This window comes from Mesorhizobium sp. B2-3-14 (assembly GCF_006442175.1).
GTDB lineage: Bacteria > Pseudomonadota > Alphaproteobacteria > Rhizobiales > Rhizobiaceae > Mesorhizobium > Mesorhizobium australicum.
In genome coordinates, this window is sequence record NZ_VFVP01000014.1 from 122,493 (window position 1) to 138,177 (window position 15,685).

General features: G+C 64.1%; 14 protein-coding genes and 1 pseudogene. 7 read left to right on the forward strand and 8 right to left on the reverse strand.

The genetic code is table 11. The annotated features are described in order from the left end of the window. Positions 1 to 4 precede the first annotated feature (4 nt). Positions 5 to 166, reverse strand: a pseudogene (locus tag FJ950_RS26825) (transposase); the annotation flags it as partial. Between the two features lie 79 nt (positions 167 to 245). Next, positions 246 to 2,051 carry a translation elongation factor 4 gene (gene lepA / locus FJ950_RS26830; protein ID WP_015314742.1) on the reverse strand — a complete coding sequence of 602 codons (1,806 nt, stop codon included), beginning with the start codon at positions 2,049 to 2,051 and terminating at the stop codon, positions 246 to 248. A 207-nt stretch (positions 2,052 to 2,258) separates the two neighbouring features. On the opposite strand from lepA, the gene FJ950_RS26835 reads away from it, so the two are divergent. From FJ950_RS26835 to msrA, 4 genes are all read left to right on the forward strand, one after another. Beyond that, positions 2,259 to 3,323, forward strand: a complete 1,065-nt coding sequence (locus FJ950_RS26835) for a TadE/TadG family type IV pilus assembly protein (RefSeq protein WP_015314743.1) — start codon at positions 2,259 to 2,261, stop codon at positions 3,321 to 3,323. A 180-nt stretch (positions 3,324 to 3,503) separates the two neighbouring features. Next, a complete protein-coding gene (locus FJ950_RS26840; RefSeq protein WP_140619873.1) occupies positions 3,504 to 4,208 on the forward strand; it encodes a DUF1223 domain-containing protein in 705 nt (234 codons plus the stop codon). Positions 4,209 to 4,325: 117 nt separating this feature from the next. Continuing rightward, entirely contained in the window at positions 4,326 to 4,601 is a 276-nt protein-coding gene (locus FJ950_RS26845) for a hypothetical protein (RefSeq protein ID WP_140619875.1), read from the forward strand. Between the two features lie 222 nt (positions 4,602 to 4,823). Next, positions 4,824 to 5,549 carry a peptide-methionine (S)-S-oxide reductase MsrA gene (gene msrA / locus FJ950_RS26850; protein ID WP_015314746.1) on the forward strand — a complete coding sequence of 242 codons (726 nt, stop codon included), beginning with the start codon at positions 4,824 to 4,826 and terminating at the stop codon, positions 5,547 to 5,549. 59 nt (positions 5,550 to 5,608) lie between these two features. On the opposite strand, the gene FJ950_RS26855 is transcribed toward msrA, so the two are convergent. After that, entirely contained in the window at positions 5,609 to 6,613 is a 1,005-nt protein-coding gene (locus FJ950_RS26855) for a cytochrome d ubiquinol oxidase subunit II (RefSeq protein ID WP_140619877.1), read from the reverse strand. A 241-nt stretch (positions 6,614 to 6,854) separates the two neighbouring features. Then, the gene (locus tag FJ950_RS26865; RefSeq protein ID WP_140619880.1) at positions 6,855 to 8,216 is read right to left on the reverse strand and encodes a cytochrome ubiquinol oxidase subunit I; all 1,362 of its coding nucleotides are present in this window, start codon (positions 8,214 to 8,216) and stop codon (positions 6,855 to 6,857) included. A 236-nt stretch (positions 8,217 to 8,452) separates the two neighbouring features. Here FJ950_RS26865 and FJ950_RS26870 point away from each other — a divergent pair, with 236 nt between their 5' ends. Both FJ950_RS26870 and FJ950_RS26875 read left to right on the forward strand, forming a co-directional pair. After that, complete coding sequence (locus FJ950_RS26870) at positions 8,453 to 9,379, forward strand: ABC transporter ATP-binding protein (RefSeq protein ID WP_041163616.1); 927 nt, start codon at positions 8,453 to 8,455, stop codon at positions 9,377 to 9,379. Next, positions 9,376 to 10,155 (forward strand): ABC transporter permease, encoded by a 780-nt coding sequence (locus FJ950_RS26875; protein ID WP_015314751.1) that lies wholly within the window; start codon positions 9,376 to 9,378, stop codon positions 10,153 to 10,155. Before FJ950_RS26870 ends, FJ950_RS26875 begins: the two co-directional genes overlap by 4 nt. Positions 10,156 to 10,182: 27 nt before the next feature. On the opposite strand, the gene FJ950_RS26880 is transcribed toward FJ950_RS26875, so the two are convergent. Continuing rightward, a complete protein-coding gene (locus FJ950_RS26880) occupies positions 10,183 to 11,220 on the reverse strand; it encodes a phosphatidylglycerol lysyltransferase domain-containing protein (protein ID WP_015314752.1) in 1,038 nt (345 codons plus the stop codon). A gap of 158 nt (positions 11,221 to 11,378) precedes the next feature. After that, entirely contained in the window at positions 11,379 to 11,567 is a 189-nt protein-coding gene (locus tag FJ950_RS26885; protein WP_140619882.1) for a hypothetical protein, read from the reverse strand. A gap of 95 nt (positions 11,568 to 11,662) precedes the next feature. Between FJ950_RS26885 and FJ950_RS26890 the strand changes: the two genes are divergently transcribed. Continuing rightward, on the forward strand, positions 11,663 to 12,850 hold the full coding sequence (locus FJ950_RS26890) for an NAD(P)/FAD-dependent oxidoreductase (RefSeq protein ID WP_140619883.1): 1,188 nt from the start codon (positions 11,663 to 11,665) through the stop codon (positions 12,848 to 12,850). 32 nt (positions 12,851 to 12,882) lie between these two features. On the opposite strand, the gene FJ950_RS26895 is transcribed toward FJ950_RS26890, so the two are convergent. Both FJ950_RS26895 and FJ950_RS26900 read right to left on the reverse strand, forming a co-directional pair. Beyond that, entirely contained in the window at positions 12,883 to 13,107 is a 225-nt protein-coding gene (locus tag FJ950_RS26895) for a hypothetical protein (protein ID WP_015314754.1), read from the reverse strand. Between the two features lie 133 nt (positions 13,108 to 13,240). Further along, positions 13,241 to 15,244, reverse strand: a complete 2,004-nt coding sequence (locus FJ950_RS26900) for a PhoX family phosphatase (protein ID WP_140619885.1) — start codon at positions 15,242 to 15,244, stop codon at positions 13,241 to 13,243. Positions 15,245 to 15,685 lie beyond the last annotated feature (441 nt).

The window sequence follows — 15,685 nt, forward strand, 5'->3', positions numbered from 1 at the left end:
CCATGACCAACGCGTACTGAGTGCCGTTGGCTTCGCGGCGGCAATCTTCGCGCCATGCTATTTCGGTCGCATAAGCGCCCAAATAGTTGCCAGCGATATGGTGATAAATGCCGATCTCGGCGCGGCGAATGCGGGAGACGAATGATTCGGTGGCATTGGTGCGGCACTTGGCGCGCTGCGCGCCAACCGGCTTTGTGCCCTCCGCTATGGCTCCGGGCGTTCATGGCTAAGCGGGCGTCGCTCCCTCAATCCCCCATCTTCAGCGCCTGGATAAACGCCTCCTGCGGGATATCCACCTTGCCGAACTGCCGCATCCGCTTCTTGCCCTCTTTCTGCTTGTCGAGCAGCTTGCGTTTGCGGGACACGTCGCCGCCGTAGCATTTGGCGGTGACGTCCTTGCGGAGCGCCGATATGGTTTCGCGGGCGATGACCTTGCCGCCGATCGCGGCCTGGATCGGGATCTTGAACAGGTGGTGCGGGATCAGCTCCTTGAGCTTCTCGACCATCTGCCGGCCGCGCTTTTCGGCCGCCGTGCGATGCACCAGCATCGACAGTGCGTCGACCGGCTCCTCATTGACCAGGATCGACATCTTCACCAGGTCGCCCTCACGGTAGTCGGTCAGGTGATAGTCGAACGAGGCGTAGCCTTTCGAGATCGACTTCAGCCGGTCGTAGAAGTCGAAGACGACTTCGTTGAGCGGCAAATCGTAGGTCAGCATGGCGCGCTTGCCGACATAGGAGAGGTCGGCCTGGATGCCGCGCCGGTCCTGGCAGAGCTTTAGAATGCCGCCGAGATAGTCGTCGGGCGTCAATATGGTGGCGCGGATCCACGGCTCCTCGATGGCAGAGATCTTCACGACGTCGGGCATGTCGGCCGGGTTGTGCAGTTCCTTCATCGAGCCGTCATTGAGGAGCAGCCGGTAGACGACGCTGGGCGCGGTGGCGATCAGGTCGAGGTTGAACTCGCGCTCCAGCCGCTCCTGGATGATTTCGAGATGCAGCAGGCCAAGGAAGCCGCAGCGGTAGCCGAAACCGAGCGCGGCGGAGGTTTCCATTTCATAAGAGAAGGAGGCGTCGTTGAGGCGCAGCTTGCCGACGGCGGCGCGCAAATCCTCGAAATCGGCGGCGTCGACCGGGAACAGGCCGCAGAACACCACCGGCTGCGCCGGCTTGAAGCCGGGCAGCGCATGCGCGGTCTGGCGCTTGTCCTCGGTGATGGTGTCGCCGACGCGGGTGTCGGCCACTTCCTTGATCGAGCCGGTGAAGAAGCCGAACTCGCCGGGGCCGAGCTCGTCGACATTGATGCGGGCGGGCGTGAACACGCCGGTGCGCTCGACCAGGTACTTGGCGCCGGTGCCCATCATGCGGATGGTCTGGCCCTTTTTCAAAACACCATCGATGATGCGCACCAGCACGATGACGCCGAGATAGGCGTCGTACCAGCTGTCGACCAGCATGGCTTTGAGCGGCGCCGTGGCATCGCCCTCGCGCGGCGGCGGCAATTGGTGCACGATGGCTTCCAGCACGTCGGGAATGCCGAGGCCCGTCTTGGCCGAGATCAGCACGGCGTTGGAGGCATCGATGCCGATCACCTCCTCGACCTGCTCGCGGATGCGCTCGGGCTCGGCGGCCGGCAGGTCGACCTTGTTCAGCACCACGACGATCTCGTGGTTGTTGTCGATGGCCTGGTAGACATTGGCCAGCGTCTGCGCCTCGACGCCTTGCGAAGCGTCGACCACCAGCAGCGAACCCTCGCAGGCGGCGAGCGAGCGCGACACTTCATAGGCGAAGTCGACATGGCCGGGCGTGTCGATGAGGTTGAGGATATAGTCCTCGCCATTGTTGGCGCGGTATTTCAGCCGCACGGTCTGCGCCTTGATGGTGATGCCGCGCTCGCGCTCGATATCCATCGAGTCCAGCACCTGCTCCTTCATGTCGCGCAGCTCCAGCCCGCCGGTGGACTGGATCAGGCGGTCGGCAAGCGTGGATTTGCCATGGTCGATATGGGCGACGATGGAAAAATTCCGGATGTGGTCGAGGGGCGTGCTCATGCCGCGCGCTTTAGCAGGGGCGGCAAGCGGCGGCAAGGCTTGGCGCCCAAGGGCTGCCTTGCCGCTCACAAAGCGGTGAGATCAGCGAAAAAATCGAAAAAACCGGCCTACTGGCAAAGAATGCATAAACTTTGATCGGTCACATTAGAGCTTGGTTCGCCGGCTCGTGGTAATTGCACGCTCGCTAATGTCTGTCGGGGGTTTGAAATGTTCAGGGTTTTGCGCGGCTTTGCCCGCTCCCGCAGCGGGTCGATGATGCCGCTCTTCCTGGTGAGCCTGATGCCGCTGATCGCGGTCATCGGCTTCTCGGTCGACTATACAAGCGCGGTCCAGACCAAATCCAACCAGCAGCAGGCGCTGGATGCCGCGATCCTGACGATCACGACCATGGACATCACGTCGACGCTGGCGCAGCGCCAGACGCTGCTGCAGGATTCCTTCGCCGCAAACGGTGGACAAGGCACCGCGACGCTGACCAACTTCGTGGCCGGCAACACCACCACCGCCACCACGGCGCAGGCCACGGCGAGTTTCGCCATGCCGACCGTTTTCATGAGCATCGCCAGGATCAACACCGTACCGATCGCCGTCGCCTCTGCGGTCAGCAAGCCGCCCGCGCTGGTTGCGGCTACCTTCAAGGTCTCCGGGGTTTCGGGTTACTGGAACAAGACAATGACGCTTTACGGCACGCAATTCGGTGCGACGGTGGCCAAGCCGCTGATGACGATCGACTATACCTATGGGAACACCAAGGATCCCAAGGGCTACGGCACGACCAATGTCAACGTCCTCACCACCGATTCAGCCGGCAAGACCGTCACCACGCTGGTCCAGAAGCAGGTCTGCACCGTCGGCAACAATCCGCCAAGCGGCGTGACCCTCAAGACCGATGCGAGCGGCACGAAATACTACTGCGTCGATACGATGTATCCGGCCAACAGCGCCGGCGCGGCGATCGACGTCAGCGCGATGGGCGGCCTCTATTTGCAGATGGACGTACCGTCGGGCAACCCGAAAAAGCTGATCTCAAACGATCCAACGACGTCCAACCGGCTCTATAGCGGTTTGAGCGCGACCACCCTGACCGAGACGGCCACCGGTCAGCCTGTCGACATCTTCAGCGTCGTGCCTTGCGGCGCGACAGCCTACCAGGCTTGGGAAGATGGCGGCAACTCGGTCCCGGCGCCAGTCAGCAACGCCGACTTCTTCTACAACGTGACCGGCAAATGCGACTACAACAAGCGGCCCTCGGAGACGGCGCTGACACAGTGACGCTGCCGATCTCCCCTCGTGGGTGAGATTGGAGCTGGCGACCGTGTTCGCCAATCTCTGAGGCGCGCAGGGCAGAGCGCTCTTCAATCACAAACCGGTGAGCGTTGTAACGAAGCCGTCCGTGGCGGCGAAGTGGGGATATGAGCGGCGCATCGTAGCGTCGCCCCACGGAGCAAGCCGATGTCGCCAGTCCTACCAAGCAGGTTTTTCGCACTGTCCGGCCTCGCCGCGCTGGCGCTCGCCGGATCGCTTGTCAACGCCCTCGCCCAGCCGCTCACCGTGGTCGAGCTGTTCACCAGCCAGGGCTGCTCGTCCTGCCCGCCGGCCAACGCCAACCTCATCAAGGTCAAGGACCGGCCCGGCGTGCTGGCGCTGTCGTTCAACGTCACCTACTGGGATTACCTCGGCTGGAAGGACACGTTCGGCAAGCAGGAATTCACGCAGCGCCAGGTATCCTACGAGCCATCGCTCGGCCATGACGGGCCGTTCACGCCGCAAGTGGTGGTCAACGGCCATGCCGACGTCGTCGGCGCAGCACCCGGCGAGATCGAACATCTGATCGCGGCCACGGCCAAGACCGGCGGCCCGTCGCTGGCGCTTGAGGGCGGCAAGGTCGCGATCGGCGCCGGCGCCGCTCCGGGCGGCCATGCCGATGTCTGGCTGGTGCGCTACACCAAGGGTGTCGTCGAGGTGCCGGTGGCGCGCGGCGAGAACACCGGGCGCACCTTGCCGCATGCCAATGTCGTGCATGCGCTGACAAAACTCGGCAGCTGGAGCGGCGACGCCAAGACGCTCGATCTGCCGGCGGCCTCGGGCGGCCTCAGCACCGCCGTGCTGGTGCAGTCGCCCGGCGGCGGACCGATCCTGGCCGCCGCCGCCAACTAGATCCCGTTCGAGCAGAGATTTTTAAAACAGAGATTTGCACCGCCGCATGAGCAGCGGTGCAAGAGCCCGGCCGCCCAAACCGGCGTGCCATCAACCCGTAAACCCAAGGAACCGACCATGACCACTTTCTCCCGCTTGACGCTGCCGGCTCTCGCCCTCGCTTTGTGCTCCACGGCGCTGTTTGCCGGCGGCATCGCCCGCGCCGACGATGCCACCAATGCGATGAAGCCCGCCGCCAACGCCATGGCGCCGGCCGCGGACGCCATGAAGCCGGCCGACCCGATGGCGACCAACGCCATGAAGCCCGCTACGGACGCCATGAAGCCTGCCACGGATGCGATGAAACCGGCGACCGACGCGATGAAGCCGGCGACGGATGCCACCGCCAATTGAGATTGGTGCGTGGCCTTCTGTCCCTGGCGGGCTCCCTGTCCAGCCGGGGACAGTTGCTGAAGCCCCCGGGAAAGGCTTGAAGCGGTTTTGCTTCGGCAACGAGGTCGAAACAGAAAGTCCGCAGGCGCACGCGAATGTGAGCCTCCGCCGCAACTCACGCATCGCGCCACCGTAGCTGATCCAATAGACTGATCCCAAATGGAAGCCATGAGGAGTGCAACCATGACCACTATCAACAAACGTTCGACAGGCTTTGTCCGGGGGGCGCTCGCCGCACTCGCCCTTGCCGTCGCGGGCGCTGCTTTCTGGCTGACGCCAGCCATCTCCGCCGAGGATGCGGTGAAGATCCCACCGCCGGCGATTGACGAAAAGGCGGCCACCGGCACAGAGAAGGCGATCTTCGCCGGCGGCTGCTTCTGGGGCGTGCAGGGCGTATTCCAGCACGTCAAGGGCGTCAGCAAGGCGGTCTCGGGCTATACCGGCGGCGCCAAGGACGATGCCGTCTACGAGACGGTCGGCACTGGCCGCACCGGCCACGCAGAGTCCGTCGAGATCACCTATGATCCGTCCAAGGTGACCTACGGCCAGCTGCTGCAGGTCTATTTCTCGGTCGCCCACAACCCGACCCAGCTCAACTACCAGGGTCCGGACTCGGGCACCCAGTACCGCTCGACGATCTTCGCCGAAAACGACGCCCAGAAGAAAATCGCGCAGAGCTACATCGCGCAGCTCGACAAGGCCAAAGTGTTCGGCGAGCCGATCGTCACCACGCTGGAGACCGGCAAGACCTTCTATCCGGCCGAGACCTACCACCAGGACTTTTTGACGCTGAACCCGACCTATCCCTACATCGTCTACAACGACCTGCCCAAGGTGGCGAATTTGAAGACGCTGTTCCCGGCGCTTTACAGCGAAAAGCCGGTGCTGGTGCTGTCGGCGAGCAACTGAGCTGAGCGGCGCTCGCCTCGAAATGCCGGCGGGACAGCGGGGGCTCCCGCCGGGATCCCTCAATCATAAGTCAGATCCGTCGCCTTGCCGCCGAACACGCGGTAGGCATAGAACGAATAGAAGATGATGACCGGCAGCACCACCACGGTGCCGGCCAGGATGATCGCCAGGCTTTCGGGCGCCGACGCCGCCTGCCAGATGGTCAGGCGATCGGGCACCACATAGGGATAGAACGACCAGGCCAGGCCGGCAAAGCCGAGCGCGAAGATGGTGGCCAGCGTCAGGAACGGCGTCAGCGAATGGCGATCGTCAGGCCTCGGCAGATGGAAGGTCTGCCGCCACAGCCAGGCAAACAGCAGCGCCGACAGGATCGGCAGCGGCGACAGATAGAGCATCTCGGGCCAGACGAACCATTTGGCGAAGATGCGCGGGCTGGCGAACGGCGTCGCCAGCGACACGGCGGCCATGCCGAGCGCGGTCAGCACCAGGGCGGTGCGCAGCCAGAGCACCGCCTTCTTCTGCAGCGCGCCTTCGGTCTTGTAGATCACCCAGGCGGAGCCCATCGCCGCGTAGGCCGCCGCCAGGCAGAACGCCACCAGCACGCCGAAAGCCATGCCGCCTGGCCCGACATCGAGGCCGAGCACGTAGACGCCCAGCATATAGCCTTGCGCCAGCGAGGCGATGAGCGAGCCAAGGAAGAAAATACGGTTCCAGCGATGTTTCTTCCCCGCCGGCACCTTGGCGCGGAAATCGAAGGCGACGCCGCGCAGGATCAGGCCGACCAGCAGGACGAAGACCGGAATGTAGAGAGCCGTCAGGATGACGCCATGCGCCAGCGGAAAGGCGACCAGCAGCAGGCCGACGGCCAGCACCAGCCAGGTTTCGTTGGCGTCCCAGAACGGGCCGATCGCCGCGATCATGGTGTCCTGCTCGGTGTCCGCGGCGGCGGCGAAGAGGATGCCTATGCCGAGGTCGAAGCCGTCGAGAATGACGTAGATCAGAATGGCAAGGCCCATCAGTCCGGCGAAGATCAGGGGGAGCAGGGTTGGCCAGTCGTAGGTCATCTTGCTCTCCTCACGCCCTGATTTCGGTTTGCGAAGCTAGCGCAGCCCCTCATCGCCCTGCCGGGCACTTCTCCCCGTATAGGGACGGGGAGAAGGGGGCTGGCAGCGATGCCGGCGCCCTTCCTGTAACGCTGACGATTGGCGAAATCGGTGACGACGGCGCCCCTCTCCTCGTCCCTATACGGGGAGAGGATGCCGGCAGGCAGGTGAGGGGCGGCGCGGGCCTGCAATGAAAACATGCTCACTCCCCCGCGGCCGGCTGCGACAGCGGTGCGTTGAGAACACCCGGCAGCGGCGAGGTGTCGCCGTCCTTGGCCGCCTTCAGCGCCAGGTGCACCAGCACGCCGAGATAGGCGATCAGCAAAAGCACGTAGAGCAGGAGATAGATGGCGAGCGTCAGCGCCACATGGCTGCCGGCCACCGGCCCGACGGCGTCGGCGGTCTTCAATACGCCGGTCACCAGCCAGGGCTGGCGGCCGATCTCGGTGGTGTACCAGCCGGCCAGCGTCGCCAGCCAGCCCGACAACGCCATCGGCACCATCAGCATGGCGAGCGGTCTTGGCAGCGCGTGCCGGCGCTTGAGGAAGAAGGCGGCCGACCAGGAGACGGCGAGCATCAAAAGCCCGGTGCCGACCATGATGCGGAAGCTCCAGAAGAGCGGAAAGACCGGCGGATGGTTGCCGGGATAGTCGTTCAGCCCCGGCACGACGCTGTCGGTCGAGTGCCGCAGGATAAGGCTGGCCCCGTCCGGAATCGCGACCTCGAACTTGTTTTCCCTGGCCGCCTCGTCGGGCAGCGCGAACAAAACCAGCGGCACGTTGGGACCGGTGTTCCAGTTGGCCTCCATGGCGGCGATCTTCTGCGGCTGGTGTTCCAGCGTGTTGAGCCCATGCTGGTCGCCGGCCAGGATCTGGATCGGGATCAGGATCGCAGCGGTAAAGACGCCGGTGCGCAGCGCCTTCCACATCGATTCCGAACGGTCGCCGTTGAGGTAGCGCAGCGCCGACAGGCCGGCGATCAGGAACGACACCGTAAGCCCCGAGGCGAGCAGCATATGCACCAGCCGGTAGGGCATGGACGGGTTGAAGATGATGGCCCACCAATCGACGGCGTGCGCGACGCCGTCGCGCATCTCGAAGCCGGCCGGCGTCTGCATCCAGGAATTGAGGGCGATGATCCAGAACGCCGACAGCGTCGTGCCGCCGGCGACCAGCACCGTCGCCAGCGTGTGGATGCGGTTGGAGACGCGGCGGAAGCCGAACAGCATGATGCCGAGAAAGGCCGCCTCGAGGAAGAAAGCGGTGAGGATCTCGTAGGCGAGCAGCGGTCCGGCGATGTTGCCGACATGCTGCATGTAGCCCGGCCAGTTGGTGCCGAACTGGAAGCTCATGGTGACGCCCGAGACCACGCCCATGGCAAACGACAGCGCGAACACCTTCACCCAGGTGAAATAGGCGCGCATCCAGGCGGAATCATTGGTCGCGTTGTAGCGCAGCTTGAAGAACAGCAGCACCCAGCCAAGGGCAATGGTGATTGTCGGAAACAGGATATGAAACGAAATATTCGCGCCGAATTGCATGCGCGACAGTATGAGCGGGTCCATGGCGGGCTCCGGCTGTAAATACTCGCGAAGGATAGGCCCGAAGCGGGGTCAGGTCAAAGCGGCCTCCTGCCGCGAGGCTGAACGCCACAGGACAATTTTACCGGATGGACGCGGCGCATTCCCAACCAGCTCCGCGCTTCGATGTCCAGAACTGGCAGCAGGGCATTGACTTGCGGTTGCACTGGGCGACAACAGGCCTATATCAAGTCACCTCTTTCAGGCAGCCGTTTTCAACCATGCCCTCCATATTGTCCATTTCCGGGGTCTCCAAGACCTACGCCACCGGCTTCACCGCGCTCAAGGAAGTCAGCCTCGATATCCAGCGCGGCGAGATCTTCGCGCTGCTCGGCCCCAATGGCGCCGGCAAGACGACGCTGATCTCGATCGTCTGCGGCATCGTCAACCGCTCTTCGGGCACCGTGACCGTCGATGGCCATGACATCAACAAGGACTATCGCGCCGCGCGCAGCCTGATCGGGCTGGTGCCGCAGGAACTCACCATCGACGCGTTCGAGAGCGTCTGGGCGACCGTCAATTACAGCCGCGGCCTGTTCGGCAAGCCGGCCAATCCGGCCTTCGTCGAGAAGGTGCTGCGCGACCTGTCGCTGTGGGACAAGAAGGACGCCAAGGCGATCACGCTGTCGGGGGGCATGAAGCGGCGGCTGATGATCGCCAAGGCGCTGTCGCACGAGCCACGCATCCTGTTCCTCGACGAGCCGACCGCCGGCGTCGACGTCGAACTGCGCCAGGACATGTGGGCGATGGTCCGGCGGCTGCGCGAGGACGGCGTCACCATCATCCTTACCACGCACTATATCGAGGAAGCCGAGGCCATGGCCGACCGCGTCGGCGTCATCAACCGCGGCGAGATCATCCTGGTCGAGGGCAAGGCCGAACTGATGCGCAAACTCGGCCGCAAGGAGATGAGGCTGGAGCTGCGCGCGCCGCTCGGCAGCGTGCCCGACGGGCTCTCGCGCTATGCGCTCGAACTGTCGCCGGATGGCACGCAACTCACCTACACATACGACAACCAGAGCGACCGGCCGGGCGTCGCCTCGCTGATCAGGGATCTCGAGGCGGCCGGCATCCAGTTCCGCGATCTCGATACCAAGAACAGCTCGCTCGAAGAGATCTTCGTCAATCTCCTGAGGCAAGAGCCATGAACCTGCGTGCGGCCCCTAATTTTCGCGCGGTCTGGGCGATCTACCGGGTCGAGATGGCGCGTGCGTTCCGCACCGTGCTGCAGAGCATCATCTCGCCAGTCATCTCGACGTCGCTCTATTTCGTCGTCTTCGGCTCGGCCATCGGCTCGCGCATAACCGAAATCGACGGCATCGCCTACGGCGCCTTCATCGTGCCGGGACTGATCATGCTGTCGCTGTTGACGCAGTCGATCTCCAACGCCTCATTCGCCATCTATTTCCCGAAATTCGTCGGCTCGATCTACGAGCTTTTGTCGGCGCCGGTCTCCTACCTGGAGATCGTCATCGCCTATGTCGGCGGCGCCGCGACCAAGTCGATCATCCTCGGCCTGATCATCCTGGCCACGGCCTCGCTGTTCGTGCCGCTGCACATCGAACATCCGTTCTGGATGCTCGCCTTCCTGATCCTGACGGCGGTGACCTTCAGCCTGTTCGGCTTCATCATCGGCATCTGGGCGAAAAGCTTCGAGCAGCTGCAGCTGGTGCCGCTGCTGATCATCACCCCGCTGACCTTCCTCGGCGGCAGCTTCTATTCGATCCACATGCTGCCAGGCATCTGGAAGACGATCACGCTGTTCAACCCGGTGGTCTACCTGATCAGCGGCTTCCGCTGGAGTTTCTACGGCAAGGCCGATGTCTCGGTCGTCGTCAGCCTCGGCATGACGCTGGTGTTCCTGGCCGTCTGCATCGCGATCGTCGCCTGGATCTTCCGGACCGGCTACCGGCTGAGGAACTGACGCGGCCCTAAAGTCGTGAGAGAGGCCTCAAATGGCCTTGACCAGCCGCAGCAACCCCAGCATCTCGATGTAGGTCCCCTCGCGAAAGGCGATGTAGACCGGTTCCTCGGCGCCGTGGAAGCGGCGCTTGAATGCCGCCTGTCCCTGCAGGTTGAACCTGCGGCGGTTGACCCAGGGCGAGTCGTAGGCGCGCTGGAAGGCGTTGCGCCAGAACTCGCTTTCGGCAAATCCGCTCGGGCCGACATCGAGCAGCGGCGACAGGCCGAGCGTCACCACCGAAATGCCTTCCTCGCGAAAGCGGTCGACGGCGAATTTGGTCAGGCCGATCTCGGCATGCGGCGAGGCATCGATGTGCTTGCGCTTGAAGGCCGTGGTGTAGCCGATCACCTTGCCGTCGGCGAACATCGGATCGAAATCGAGCAAGGCGACGAGGTCGCCATCGGGGCCGTGCAGCACGAAACGGCGCATATCGGTGCCGAGCTGATCGTAAAACGGTCGGTTGAGGAAACCCATCTCCCATCGCTTGACGATACGGTCGCCGCGCCAGTTTTGAGACAGCCGGGAGATCTCGTCGAGGTGGATCGTGCGTTTGTCCTCCTCGAACGAAAAGCCCTTCTTCAGCAGCCAGCGCTCGGAATAACGCACCGTTTCGTTGCGCTTGCCGGAAAAATCATGGTCGGGCAGAGCGAGGCGCGTGTCGATGCCCAGCCGGTTGATCTTGTAGCCAAGGCCGGCAAGGACCTGGGCGGTCTGTTCGCCGATCTGCACGAACCACGGGCCGCCAGCGCTCTCGACGAAGCGTCTGATGTAATCGGGCCGCCGATCCGGCGCCGCCACCGGATCGCCGAGCGCGAAATGATGCCTCATCTTGGTGCCGAAGGCGATGTAACCGTCGGCATCGCCAAAATAGGAAAGCTTGCTTTGCACGGCGGTGGAATAAGCGAGCGAGAAGTCGCCATGACGGCGCACCAGCGCCAGCCGTTCGACATGCGTCAGCGCCCGGCGCTCGACCTTGGGCGAGGCCCCCTCGAGGAGGTTGTCGAAATAGATCCGCAAGGAGGGCATGGTCGAGATTCCGCGTGCCGTCCATGGCGCGACGTGTCCGACGACACGCAAGACGCGCCATGGCGTCTTGATTTTTCGCAAGGTAGCCGAAATCGGGTTGCCGGTTTCGAATGCCCGCGTCCGTGACGAGATCCGCCAGCCCCCGGACCTCGAATCAATCACTTTGCCGCGACCTGATTATCGCCGATGCCGCGGATATGCCATATAGGGCTGGATGTATTCGGACGGAAGCGGGTAATGCGCTCCATGTCGTGGTTTTGACGCGGTGCCGCGACCGGCTGTTTCGGCCGGGCGGAAATGCTCCAGACGCGAAGCCGCCTCGGCGCGGGACCATCGAAAATCGGCATCGAGTTGCCGTTCGGGTCCTGCGCGCGATCAAACTGTTACAGCGGCCTGCGAGCCTTCAGGGGCTGCCGCGAGGGCGAATGGGGTTCGAGAGTGAATGGCTGATACGACAAGCAGATCGATGGTGGAGCAGGCGGTGACGGTCGAGCCGGCGATCGTCGTTGGCGCCGGCGCCGCCGGGCTGGCCGTCGCGAGGGCCTTGATGAAGGCCGGCGTGGCGACGGCGATCCTGGAGAAGGAAAGCCGGCTGGCCGAGCCCTGGCGCCGGCGCCACGAGCAGCTGCACCTCAACACCCACCGCGATCTCTCGGCACTGCCCGGCCTTGCCTATCCCAAGGGCACCCCCGCCTTTCCGCACCGGGACGTCGTCATCCGCCATATGAACGATTTCCATGAGGCGAACCGTTTGCCGGTGGAGTTTGGCGTTTCCGTCGAGTCCATCACATTCAGGGGCGATCACTGGGTCGTGCGCACCAGCGCCGGCTCGCGCCTGGCGCGCCATGTCGTTGTGGCCACCGGCCGCGACCGGGAACCCTTCACGCCGCAGTGGACGGGCATGCAGGCGTTCGCGGGCCGGATCATCCACTCGGCGGATTTTGGCGATGCCCAGGCCTATGCGGGCAAGAAGGTGCTGGTTGTCGGCGCCGGCAATTCGGGCTTCGACGCACTCAATCATCTGGCCGGTGTCGATACCGCCGCTGTCTGGCTGTCGGCCCGCAACGGCCCCGCCCTTTTGCCCAAGCGCGTCGGCAAGATCGCCGTGCACCGCCTCTCGCCGCTCATGGCGCGCCTGCCGCTGCGCGTCGCCGATGCGGTGATGGCGGTGACGCAGCGCCTGGTATTCGGCGATCTCACCAAATTCGGCGTGCCGCCCGCGCCCGCGGGCGGCGCCAGCCGCCTGACCTCGGACTATACCGCGATCGCCGCCGACGATGGCGCCGTCGATGCCATCAAATCGGGCAGGATCGTGGTGGTGTCCGGGGTACGGGAGTTCACCCGCGACGGCGTCATCCTGGCCGATGGCAGCCTGATCGCTCCCGACATCGTCATTGCGGCGACGGGCTACCGCACTGGGCTGGAGCGGATGGTCGGCAATCTCGGCGTGCTCGACGAGAAGGGCGTTCCGCTCTTCAACGGCGGCCAGGCCGATCCGAAACTGCCCGGCCTGTGGTTCACCGGCATGCGGCCGAGCATCCGCGGCTGCTTTGCCAATGCCGGCATATTGGCCAAGGCGATAGCTGCGCGGATCGCCGGCTCATCCCGCCCCTCCGGCGCCTCACGCTGAGCGACCGCACAGGACAACATTTGCCGTCGGCGTCACGCCGATTTCGGCTCCAGCCGCCGGAAACCGACAGCCTCGGTCAGCATCTCCTCGTCGACCATGCCGGCATTGTAGAGGGCCAGCAAGGTGAGCGCCAATTCACGCGCCTCGACGGATTCGGGATGCGCTTGCCGTCGGCGGCAGGCCTCGTCGAAGACACGTTGCAAGGTGGCCACTTCGTCAGGTTTGAGCAGGCCACGGTCGTAGATCGACTTGGGCATGGCGATGATCTCCTGATCACGATCTAGGGCGCCACGTGTAAATTGCCAATCTTTCCCGAGGCTTGAATATGATATCGCACAAAAGAGAGGCCCCGGATCGCCGGAGCCCCTCTCATTTTTGTCTCGCCCGACCTCAGACGGCGATCTTGCCGCCACCCTGTTTGGTGATGGCGACCACCGCCGGCCGCACCGGCATGTCGGGCCTGAAATCGGGCCAGCGGGTCGACAGGTCCTCATAATAGGAGGGCCGGCCGAACGCTTCCCAATCCTCGCCGCCGTCACCCGGATGCTGGACGGCGACAAAGGCGGTCTGGTCGTCCGGCGCAAACAGCGGGCCGCACATCTCGGCGCCGATCGGCACCCGGAAGAACAGTTTCGAGGTCGCCCGCGCCGATCCTTCCGTGTCCACCGCCCACAGGCCGTCGGTGCGGCCGGTTGCCTTCGGGCCCTGGCCGTCGGTGGCGACCCACAGGCGCCCGGCCGAATCGACCGCGCAATTGTCGGGCATGCCGAACCAGCCATTGGCCGTCGTCGCGGTGGAGAAGGTGGCGCCGACGGCGGCCACCGACGGGTCGCCGCATTTCAGCAGCACTTCCCACTTGCCCTTGGTGGCGGCGAAATCGCCCTCGTCCTCGACGATTTCGATGATGTGGCCGAAGGCGTTTTCGGCACGCGGGTTGGCGGCGTCGACCTGATCGGCCTTGCGCTTGGAATTGTTGGTCAGCATGACATAGACCTTGCCGTTGCTGGCATTGGGCTGGATGTCTTCGGGCCGGTCCATCTTAGTGGCGCCAAGCAGGTCGGCGGCGCGGCGTGTCTCGATCAGCACGTCGGCCTGGCCGGCAAAACCGTTTTCCGCCGTCAGCGGCCCCTGGCCGAACACGATCGGCATCCATTCGACCGAGCCGTCCTCCGCGAACTTGGCGACATGCAGCGTGCCGTCGTCGAGCAGATCCTTGTTGGCCGCGCGGTCGCCGGCGTTGAACATGCCCTTGGTGACGAACTTGTAGACATAGTCGAAGCGCTCGTCGTCGCCGAGATAGAAGACGACGCGGCCATCCTTGGCGACGATCGATTCGGCGCCCTCATGCTTGAAGCGGCCCATGGCGGTGCGCTTGCGCGGCACCGAGGCCGGGTCGTTGACATCGACCTCGACGATCCAGCCGAAGCGGTTGGGCTCGTTCGGCTCCTTGGCCAGGTTGAAGCGGTCATAGTGCGCGCCCCATTCATAGGCGCCTTCCGGAATGCCGAGGCGCTTGTAGTTGGCGGCCTCCTTGTGGCCCTCCGGCAGCTCGCCGGAGAAATAGCCATGGATGTTCTCCTCGGACATCACATACGTGCCCCAGGGCGTGACCCCGCCGGCGCAATTGTTGATGGTGCCGAACACCTTGACGCCGGACGGGTCAGCATTGGTCTTGACGCGGCCATGGCCGGCAACCGGGCCCGACAGCGCCATCTCGGTGTTTGCGGTGATGCGGCGGTTGAGCTTGCCGTCGCGAATCACCCGCCATTTGCCGCCATCCTTGCGGATCTCGACGATGGTGCCGCCATGGGCGGCCATCTCGACATCGACCTGCTCTTTCGAGAGCGGCGCCACCTCGGCCGACTTCTTGCCGTCCTTCTCGACGATCTTGACGATGCCCGGGAACATCAGATGCGGGTTGGTGTATTCGTGGTTGACCACCAGCAGGCCATGTTCGGCCGAGCCATCCAACGGGATGTAACCGACATAGTCGTTGTTGTAGCCGAACTGCCTGGCCTGGGCTTGTGCCGACTGCTTCGTCGGGTCGAATTCCGGCGAGTCGGCAAACAGCGGATCGCCCCAGCGCAGCAAAACGTCGGCGTCGTAGCCCGCCGCGACGTGGTGCTTGTCGTCGATACCGGCCTCCAGCTCGTCGAATTTGAACGCTGAGCCTTCCGCGGCGCGGGCATCGTCGGCGGCGATCATGGCCAGCGGGCTGACGGTGGCGGCGATCGCCGAAACGGCAAGCGAACCCTTGAGGAAGCCACGGCGCGAGAACCGCGCAGCGATGATCTCGCCCATGGTGCGGTTCTCGCTGGGATTGTTGGCTGGGCCTTCGTTTTCCTCGAGCAGGCTGGTGCGGAATCGGGCGTCGGGGGAGCGATGTTCGGTCATGGGAACCTCTGGCTTGGTTTGGCTGGAGCTTGTTGCCTGTTCGACCGCCTTACGTCAGGCTGATCACATTTTCGTGACATGGTATCTCCGCTGCCGCTCGCTCACGAGAGCGATTTTTCACGCCTCGCCTGGGACTTTGGTCCAAGCTTGCGCCTGCAAAGGTCCTGGGGGACAAACGCAACGGTCGGAGGTCGCTTCCGGTCACCACGTCTTTCGGCGATGTTGTTGCACTGCAACGTTGGGGTGGGCGCGCCGGCTCAATCGACGGAGATCAGTATGCGTGGATCGATCACGGCCCGTTGTTGCCGTCTGGCTCTCAGATCGGCGGCCGTCCTGGCGCTGACCATCGCTCCCTATGGAATCGTCTTCCATGGCTTCGTGCCTGGAATCGATGCCGCGACCGCACATGCCGACAAGGGTGGCAACGGCGGTGGCGGTGGG